The sequence below is a fragment of the Chryseobacterium sp. VD8 genome (genome assembly GCF_037149975.1).
GTDB lineage: Bacteria > Bacteroidota > Bacteroidia > Flavobacteriales > Weeksellaceae > Chryseobacterium > Chryseobacterium indicum.
This window is the reverse complement of the sequence record NZ_JBBCQL010000185.1, coordinates 1-9,247: the sequence shown is the minus strand read 5'-3', so window position 1 is coordinate 9,247 and position 9,247 is coordinate 1. Positions and strand designations below refer to the sequence as shown.

Sequence of the window (9,247 nt, the reverse complement as noted above, 5' to 3'; positions counted from 1 at the left end):
TACAGATAGTAAAGGTAAGGAGACTAGAATTTCAGGAAATTATAAAACAGTCAAAGGCTGTATTTGTGACCTTCAAGATACAAAAATGATTAAGAAAGAAGATATTGGACTATCTTTTTGAGATTACAGTGAAAAAAATATTTTTATTACATATAATTTTTCTTTTTTCAGTTCTTCAAGCTCAAGAATTGAAAAATTTCGTGACTCCAAAAGGGTATAAAAAATTAGTGGAAACAAAAGGAGATTTAGACAAAGATGGTAAAGAAGAAATAATCATTGTTTTCAATTCCACTAAAAAAGTAAAATCTTTTTATGATCGCGAAAGCCCTCAGAGAGAACTTTTTATTCTAAAAAAAATCAACGAAAAATTAAAAATCTGGAAAAAGTATTCAACGATAATTTTTCCGCAAGAGATAGGATTTTCACCGGAATCTGATCCTTTGCCTGAAATATCCATAAAAAAAGGAGCATTGAATATTACACAATCATTCAGTACAAATTCAAGACACAGGATGACTTATAAACATACCTACAGATTTCAGGATGATGATTTTTACCTGATCGGCTCACTTCAGAACTTTGATGACAACTGCGAATTTAATATGTATGATGAAATTAATTTTTCGACCGGAAAGGCAATTGTAGATCAAAAATATTATCCATGTTTTCCGGAAGACAAAAAAGCGCCTGCTGAAGATTTTCATAAAGAATTTTATTATAAGACTAAAAAACTTGTAAAAATGAATAATTTTAAGCCTGGAGAAAATTTAATTAAAATTCCTAATTCAGATAAACATTTACAATACTAATGTCAAAAACCATCATCATCACCGGAACTTCCTCAGGAATTGGTTTCGTGTTAGCAGAATATTTCGGGAAGAAAGGTCATAAAGTTTATGGCTTAAGCAGAAAACACACCGAAAGTCAGTATTTCAGATCTATTCCAACAGATGTTACGGATAATGAAGCCGTACAAAATGCGATTGCAGAAGTTTTGAAAACAGAAAATAGAATTGACGTTCTCATCAACAATGCCGGAATGGGAATGGTAGGAGCTGTGGAAGATTCTTCCAAAGAAGATATCCTGAAACTGTTTAATCTGAATCTGGTGGGAGCTGTACAAATGATGAGCGCTGTGATGCCGAAAATGCGCGAAAACAAATTCGGGCAGATCATCAATGTTTCCAGCATCGGAAGTGAAATGGGACTTCCTTTCCGCGGATTTTATTCGGCTTCAAAATCTGCTTTGGATAAAGTAACGGAAGCGATGAGATACGAAGTTTATCCTTGGAATGTGAACGTTTGCTCGCTTCATTTAGGAGATATTAAAACCAATATCGCAGAAAACAGAGTGAGAACAAAGGTTTCAGAACCTTACAAAAATGTTTTCGATAAAGTGTATGCTTTAATGAATTCTCACGTGGGCGACGGAACAGAACCTCTGGAAGTTGCAGAATATGTAGATCAGCTTTTAAGCAAAAATAAATGGAAAGCGCATTATTATTTTGGTAAATTCGGACAGAAAATCGGGGTTCCGTTAAAATGGATTCTTCCGCAGGGAACTTATGAAAATCTTATGAAGAAATACAATAAACTGGCTTAGTTTCAGTTATTTTAAAAAAAATTAATCTAATGAATATTTAAAAAGTTGTTTGATTATCCGTCATTGATCATAATGCTTAATTTTAACGCAAAGATCGCTAAGATTCTTTTTATATACCAACTGTTTTAAGTTCGCAAAGGTGCTTCGACAAGCTCAGCATAAACTATTCACTCGGCAAAGAACTCAAAGGTTTTTCAATGATGACAAATTACGGACAATCATTAAAAGTTAAGATCATTCCTAAGAAAACTTATTCTGTTATCCTAAATGTATAAAACTTAAGTTTAGCTTACTATTCTTAACTTCTTAAATAAAATCTTAATGGTTTAAAAATGTAACATTGAAATTAATTCTAAAAATATTTTTTGTACTGTTTTGCGTTTTTGTACAGGCGCAGAAGAAGCATTATTTCCTGATCGATTCTGAAACGAAAGTGAAGAAAAAGGTAAAAGATTCCGCTTCAGCAGTGAAGTTTCTGGATTCCCTGGCTCAGACCAATTACTTTTTTACTCAGCTTAAAGAAGTCAGAAAAAAAGGTGACAGCACTGAAATATTTTACGATAAAGGGAAAAATTTCAATCAGACTTACGTTAATATTTCAGATTCTATTTCAGATAAAACAAAGCTTCAGAAAGAGTTTTTTACCAAAAATTTAGATTCAACCAAAAAAAGCATCAACAAAAAGTATATTGATGAAGGTTTTGCATTCAGCAGAATAAAATCGAAATACAAAGGTCAGAAAAACGGTTATCCTGTTGTTGAAATCGATATTAATAAAAACAATAAAAGAACCATCGATAATTTCGTGGTAAAAGGCTACACCAGTGTTCCCAAAAGATTCATTAAAAATCTTGAAAAGGAATTTAAGGGAAAAACCTATGATGATAAGAACCTGATTGCCATTAATAAGTCTTTCCAAAGCCATCAGTTTGTTGCTCTGGAGCGTCCTCCGCAAACCTTATTTACCAAAGATTCCACGAGTATCTATCTTTTCATGGAAAAGAAAAAGACCAACAGTTTTGACGGGGTCATTGGTTTCGGAAACGATAAAACAGACAAATTTACGCTGAACGGAACCCTGAATGTAAATTTCAGAAATATTTTCAATAGCTTCGAACTTATCAATCTTTACTGGCAGAGAAATCCGGATAAAGGACAGACTTTTGATTTACAGACTGATATCCCCTATCTTTTCAAATCCAACGTGGGTCTGAATATGAAGGTGAATATTTTCCGTCAGGATTCTACATTTGCCAACGTAAAAGCTCTTCCCGCATTTTACTACCATCTGAACTCCCGAAATAAACTGGGACTGAGAGGGACTTTCGAAAGCTCCAGCATCATCGATACGTTGTATGTTCAGGGTAAAGATTACAGCAAAAAGGGAATCGGAATCTGGTTTGAAATGATAGAGCCTACCGATATTGATCTTTTCCTTTACAAGACCAAAATAAACGCCGGATACGATTATTTAACGACCACTTATACCAAAGACAATATACAATCTCCACAGAATCAGTTTTATTTCTTTGGAGAGCATAATTATCATATTAACGGAAATCATTTCCTCAACCTCAAGGCAGAAGGAGCCATGATGGATTCTAAAATTGACTTTTCTGCCAACGAATTGTACCGCTTCGGAGGCTGGAATTCCATGCGGGGTTTTAATGAAAATTCTCTTGCCGCAGATTTCTTTTATTACGGCAGTTTAGAGTACCGTTATCTCATCGGAAGTCAGGCCTTTTTTGATGTTTTCGGACAGTATGGACAGCTCAATAATAAATCTCTGAATGTAAAGCCTAAACTCTACAGTGTGGGGCTGGGTTTTAATTTCTTTATTCCGATCGGGTTAATGAGCTTCCAGCTTTCCAATGGTAACGAGTTTGGAAATCCTTTTAAATTCAATGATATTAAAATCCATTGGGGAATCCTGAGCAGATTTTAATTTCAACTTTTTTCACCATTTCTTTCCCATCTTTCTGCAATAAAAACAGCTAAAGTTTTATATAAATTTTTATAAGACATTCCTTTTGTACAGGGCAAAAATTATAAAATTTCACTACCCTTATCATTAATCTGAATAAACAATTAAAATTATAAGTTATTGATAAATAAATGATAATGATAAAAATTTATTGTTAAAAATATTGTATATTAATTTAAAACTTATTAACTTCATTGTACTAAAAATTTCACCATGAAAAGATTTAAATTCACTTTAGCTTTGTCTTTAGCTGCCATTGCTGTATCAGGTAATTTAAGCGCACAGGACACCAACACAGACAATCACACTTTAACGATTTCCGTTCCGGAAGTAGCATTGGTAGACATTGAACCTGCTGCCAGTAAAAACATTACTTTAGGATTTACAGCTCCATCTGAAGCCGGAAACCCAATTGTAGCAAACGCAGCCAATACCACGCTATGGCTTAATTATTCTTCCATAAAATCTGTAGCAGATCCTACCCGTAATGTTTCTGTGAAATTAAATGCTGTAATTCCCGGCGTCGATATTAATGTAACCGCAGCAGCTGCAACAGGATCCGGAGCAGGAACTTTAGGTACTCCTTCTGCACAGCTTACATTAAGTACTGCAGACCAAACCATCATTTCAGGAATCGGAAGTGCATATACCGGTAACGGAGCCAATAACGGGCATAATCTTACTTACGCTTTAGCTCCCGGAAGTACTCCGGGTGGTGTTGCTGCCTATGCAGATTTAACGGCAGCCGCCAATACTGTTGCCACCGTTACATATACGATTTCGGACAACTAACTATTACATTTCCATATATACAGACAGGAAGAAGTTGTGCCAATTTCTTCTCTGTTTTGTATAGTCGTTTTTCAAACTTAAAACTTTACATAGATTATGATAAAGAGTATCCTTCTGTTTTCTGTTTTCCTGATTCAGTTTACTTTCCTGAAAGCGGGTATTGTAGTACTGAACGGACTTTCCCATACCTATAAAGTTGAAAACGGAAAAATCTACAAAGGCAAAATAGCTATTGAAAATACAGGCAACCTGCCGCAAAGTGTAAAATTATTTCTTCAGGATTTTAGTTATCAGTCGGATGGGTCTATTCAATATTCTGCTCCTCATACAAATCTAAAAACCAATGCAGACTGGATTAAGATGAACACCAATATGATTGTTCTGAAAGCAAAGGAAACGACTGAGGTTTATTATGAAATTACGGTTCCGGATAAAATTGCTGAACCCGGAAGTTATTGGAGCGTTATTATTGTGGAACCTATAGAAGAAATAACCCCAAACGATAATAAACAGGGAGTAAATATAACTTCTGTCATCCGGTATGCCATTCAGGTAATTACTGATCTGAATACGGAAAAGGCAAGACCTGATCTTAAATTCGAAGGGGTAAAAATTGAAAAAGAAAATGGCAGACAGCTTCTGAAAGTTGCCATTGCCAATAAAGGAAATCTTTACTGCAAACCTATCGTGGTAATTGAAATGTATGATAAAAAGAGCGGACAAAAGGCAGGGACTTTCTCCAGTCAGGCAATGGGTCTGCTGCCCCAAACATCAAAATCTTTTTACATTGATCTGGAAAAAACTCCTCCGGCTCAGTATAAAGCCGTTCTTATCGCTACAGATGAAGATGAAAATTCTTTTGCTCTCAATGTAGAACTCGACGTAAAAAATGATTAAAATACGTGCATTATATATTTTTACGCTATTTCCGGCATTCCTTTTTTCTCAGACAAAAAATTTTATTGAAAAAAAGGACAGTCTGCTGCCGGGAACCATTACTTCTATTCCTTTTACTGTAGAAAATAAATTTTCTGTTCGTACATCATATGATCTTACCGTCGAAACTTCCGATCCGAATATTATTCCTATCCTTACGAAAGGAGAAATTGAAATTTCACCAGCAGAGAAAACCATCTATCTTGTTCCTGTAAAAATAGCATCTGAAACTCCTCACGGAAAATACGCAATCACTTTGTACGGCTCCGAAAAAAGCACCGGCGAAAAATTTTCAAAGCATTTTGAATTTATAATTTCAGAAAGCCGAAAACTTTCACTCACTTCATTAAATGCTCCGGAATTTGTGAAGGCGGGAGAAAGTATTACTTCTACTTTTCTTTTAAAAAACAATGGAAACTTTACAGAAAACCTGATTCTCGAGAGCAAAAATGCAATAATTGATCAAAATGCAGCACTGATTTTATCAGCCGGTGAACAAAAAATAATTACAGTTTTAAAAAAAACAAACCCGGAATTAGGTAAAAACGAAATGCAGAACATTATGCTCTCTGTTTATTCTGCAGATAACCCGAAAGAAAATCAGTCTGCTTATACAAGCGTAAAGATTATTTCCGTAAAACCATCAGAAGAAGATATATTCCACAGACTTCCTGCAGCCTTTTCTCTGGCATTTACCGGAATGCAGAACCGAGGCGAATTTCAAAACGGATTTCAGGGAGAAATTTACGGAAAAGGCAGTCTGGATAAAGAAAACAGAAATCTTATTGAATTTCATGCGGTGACAAAAAATCCTGTGGCATTTAATTCTTTCACGAAGTATGAGGAATATTTTGTGAATTACAAAAGAGAAAATTTCTTTATTCATCTCGGAGATAAAAATTATTTCTCTTCATTTTTAACGGAATATGCAAGGTACGGTCGTGGCGCAGAAGTTCGTTATGATACAGAAAAATTAAGTTTCGGAGGCTTTTACAATCATCCCAGATTTTTCCGTGATATTCAGGATGAATTTAATGTATATTCAAAAATTAAAATTACTAAAGAGTCGGAAATTACAGCCGGCTATTTATACAAAATTCCCCGTAAAGATAATTCTTTATTAAGCTTCTCCGGCTTCAGATTTCATTCGGATGCGCAGTTGCCTTATTTAGCGGGAAAATTCAAATTAAATAAAAGCATTGAAATCTCCGGTGAAACGTCTTACAGCAAAACCGGAAAAACTGAAGGAAGTGCATTTATGCTGCAAACAGTCGCCAATTTTAATAAAATCAGCGGAAATCTTATGTATATGCATTCCTCTCCAGAATATGCAGGGTACTTTAACAATACAAATACATTTAACGGAAATATTCAATTTCAGATTTTTAATAAAGTGAATATATTTGCCAATTATGTTCAGGATGCAAAAAACTTTCAGCGAGATACCCTGCTTCTCGCCGCGCCATACCGAAAATATCTACAGTATGGAATTCAGTACAGATACACCAAAAAAGGTTCTATAACGATCTTCAATGGATTTCAGAGATACGAAGACCGTCTGATTCCAAAGGAATTTGATTATAAGGAACAGTTCTTCAGAATCAGCATGGAACAGCAGCTGGGAATTTTTCAACTTAATTTTGAAAGTCAGTTTGGCAAAACCAACAACTATCTTCTGAACTTTTCCGGCAATTCAAGTTTTTACACCGCCAATGTAGGATTTGAAAAATTCAGAACCTCCTTTAATATTTATGGAAGTTATGCCGTTACTTCAAGATATCAGATTCAAAATCAAAAGCAGATGTATTACGGAGTTAGAATTCTGAGCCGTTTCTCACAAAAAACAAACTTCAGTTTATCTTATCAGAACAATTATATGCCCGAAGAATATTTTGCAGACAGAAATCTTTTTGAATTAATATTTCATCAGCAGATCTTTCCGGGACATGAATTTGATCTTTCCGGAAGATATACTTTACAGCGTGGAGAACTGGGCAATAAAGATTTTATCTTCTCTCTTCGTTATACCGCAAGACTGGATATTCCTACTCAAAAAACAGCAGATTACGCTGCGCTTTACGGAACAATTAACAATTTGGGAGTAAAAAAAGTAGACGGAATTAGAATTTTACTCGGGCATTATTTATCGGTAACTGATAAAAGCGGAAATTTTGTATTTAAAAATGTAATTCCCGGAAATTATGTTTTGGAGATCGACCGTTCCACAGGCGATATCAATGACATTCCGGATATTGATCTTCCCGCCTCAGTAACAATATCCAACAGTGAAAATATCTTTAATTTTGGCTTGACTAGTTCTTCACAGATTCAGGGAAAAATCGAATATTCTGAAAGTCCGAAACCAGACTTTGTTCAGCTGTCTAATAAGAAAGACAATAAGAAAAGAGAAAGCATTATGCTTGAAATATCAAACGGAAATCAGATTTACCGCAAAATAATTGATGTCGGAGAAAATTTTGATTTCACCTATTTGCGACCGGGAGAATGGAAAGTAAAAGTTTACAGAAACGGACTGGACAAAAAGTATAAAATTCCGGTAGATCATTTTGATTTTATCCTGAAACCTTCAGAAATAAAAACATTAATCATCAGTGTTATAAAACAGCAATCGGAAATAAAATTTCAGCAGGAGCCTATTAAAGTAACTTATAACGAATTCAGAAAAAAGAAATGAAGCATTCAGGATCTATATTTTTAATTTTTCTTACATTATCCTGCAAGATATTTTCTCAAACATCAGGAAGCCGAAGTGTTGCCATTAGTCTTCCTGTAGTAACACTTATGGATATTGAACCTTCCGGAGCAATAAGTTTAAACTACACTGCACCTTCCGAGGCCGGAAATGCTGTAACAGCACCTTTCAGTAATTCTTCAAAATGGATCAATTATACATCTGCAATTGCTCCTTCTGGATTAGCACGCAGAATTACGGCATCTGTTAACCAAACCATTCCCGGTATCGACATTAAAATTATGGCAGCCGCTGCAACAGGATCAGGCGGAGGAACGCTGGGAGCACCTTCTCCTCAGATTACACTTACAACATCAGCTCAAACCATAATAAGCGGAATCGGCGGTGCATTTACAGGAAACGGAGCAAATAACGGGCATCAACTGACCATAACACTTGGAATTAACAACTATTCTAACTTAAATGCCAGATCAAATACACCGGTCATCATTACTTATACGATAACAGAATAAAGAAAAAATGATGTATTTACAGAAATTTATTACTAAAAATATTTTCATTGTGATTCTGATTGCATTTTCTCAGTTACAATCACAACGTACATTAACTGTAGGCGGAACAAATTGGACAGTTACAATTCCATCTATAACTGAAGCAGGAGATAATTACGCCGGAACTTACGAAAGTTCTACAAGCCAAATTATTCTGGCTGCAAGCGTTCCATTATTATTAACCAATGGTAAAGTAAGCATGCATTATACTGCCAATCCTGTATGGAATTCTAATCTTATTTTAAGCGCAAAACGAACCGGAGACGGAACTACAACCTGCGTTGCATGCTCAATTTCCGGTGGTACAACCTATACCATCATTCCACCAACGGCGGATATAGAACTATTCAGAATTACAGCTGTACTGGCGTTAGCATCCTATTCCAATATTCCAGTACAATTACAGCTTTCCGGAGTATCCGTTACCCTTCCTGCTGCAAGCTACAATAGCCAGATTGTCTTTACAATAAGCGACTTATAATTTCAATAAAATAATTTTATTTTCATGAGCTTATTCCCGCTATCCACTGTATCTTTTGGATTACGGGCGGAGCTAAGCGGAGCCCGTAACCCAAAAGGATGCCGTTTCTATCGGAGCTAAGTAATGAGTAATGAGTAATGAGTAATGAGTAATGAGCAATGAGCAATGAGCAATGAAAGATAATTGA

General features: G+C 35.2%; 8 protein-coding genes. All 8 read left to right on the top strand.

Going from position 1 to position 9,247, the window contains the following annotated elements:
- Positions 1-188 precede the first annotated feature (188 nt).
- The 8 genes from WFK35_RS17070 to WFK35_RS17035 all read left to right on the top strand — a co-directional run bounded on the left by WFK35_RS17070 (position 189) and on the right by WFK35_RS17035 (position 9,060).
- Positions 189-809, top strand: coding sequence for a hypothetical protein (locus WFK35_RS17070; RefSeq protein WP_336733598.1), 621 nt, complete (start codon positions 189-191; stop codon positions 807-809).
- Positions 809-1,603, top strand: coding sequence for an SDR family oxidoreductase (locus WFK35_RS17065; protein ID WP_336733597.1), 795 nt, complete (start codon positions 809-811; stop codon positions 1,601-1,603). Before WFK35_RS17070 ends, WFK35_RS17065 begins: the two co-directional genes overlap by 1 nt.
- Before the next feature lie 340 nt (positions 1,604-1,943).
- The gene (locus WFK35_RS17060) at positions 1,944-3,548 is read left to right on the top strand and encodes a hypothetical protein (protein WP_336733596.1); all 1,605 of its coding nucleotides are present in this window, start codon (positions 1,944-1,946) and stop codon (positions 3,546-3,548) included.
- Between the two features lie 252 nt (positions 3,549-3,800).
- A complete protein-coding gene (locus WFK35_RS17055; RefSeq protein ID WP_336733595.1) occupies positions 3,801-4,379 on the top strand; it encodes a hypothetical protein in 579 nt (192 codons plus the stop codon).
- Between the two features lie 96 nt (positions 4,380-4,475).
- A complete protein-coding gene (locus WFK35_RS17050; protein ID WP_336733594.1) occupies positions 4,476-5,276 on the top strand; it encodes a WxL protein host-binding domain-containing protein in 801 nt (266 codons plus the stop codon).
- The gene (locus tag WFK35_RS17045) at positions 5,269-8,010 is read left to right on the top strand and encodes a COG1470 family protein (RefSeq protein ID WP_336733593.1); all 2,742 of its coding nucleotides are present in this window, start codon (positions 5,269-5,271) and stop codon (positions 8,008-8,010) included. Before WFK35_RS17050 ends, WFK35_RS17045 begins: the two co-directional genes overlap by 8 nt.
- Complete coding sequence (locus WFK35_RS17040) at positions 8,007-8,540, top strand: hypothetical protein (protein WP_336733592.1); 534 nt, start codon at positions 8,007-8,009, stop codon at positions 8,538-8,540. The genes WFK35_RS17045 and WFK35_RS17040 overlap by 4 nt, the downstream gene beginning before the upstream one ends.
- Positions 8,541-8,547: 7 nt before the next feature.
- Positions 8,548-9,060 (top strand): hypothetical protein, encoded by a 513-nt coding sequence (locus tag WFK35_RS17035; RefSeq protein WP_336733591.1) that lies wholly within the window; start codon positions 8,548-8,550, stop codon positions 9,058-9,060.
- Positions 9,061-9,247: the final 187 nt, after the last annotated feature.

What these genes read in the sequence shown, in the direction of transcription:
- WFK35_RS17065 (WP_336733597.1), top strand. Translation starts at nt 809, where the DNA reads ATGTCAAAAACCATCATCATCACCGGAACTTCCTCAGGAATTGGTTTC.
- WFK35_RS17055 (WP_336733595.1), top strand. Translation starts at nt 3,801, where the DNA reads ATGAAAAGATTTAAATTCACTTTAGCTTTGTCTTTAGCTGCCATTGCT.
- WFK35_RS17050 (WP_336733594.1), top strand. Translation starts at nt 4,476, where the DNA reads ATGATAAAGAGTATCCTTCTGTTTTCTGTTTTCCTGATTCAGTTTACT.
- WFK35_RS17045 (WP_336733593.1), top strand. Translation starts at nt 5,269, where the DNA reads ATGATTAAAATACGTGCATTATATATTTTTACGCTATTTCCGGCATTC.
- WFK35_RS17040 (WP_336733592.1), top strand. Translation starts at nt 8,007, where the DNA reads ATGAAGCATTCAGGATCTATATTTTTAATTTTTCTTACATTATCCTGC.
- WFK35_RS17035 (WP_336733591.1), top strand. Translation starts at nt 8,548, where the DNA reads ATGATGTATTTACAGAAATTTATTACTAAAAATATTTTCATTGTGATT.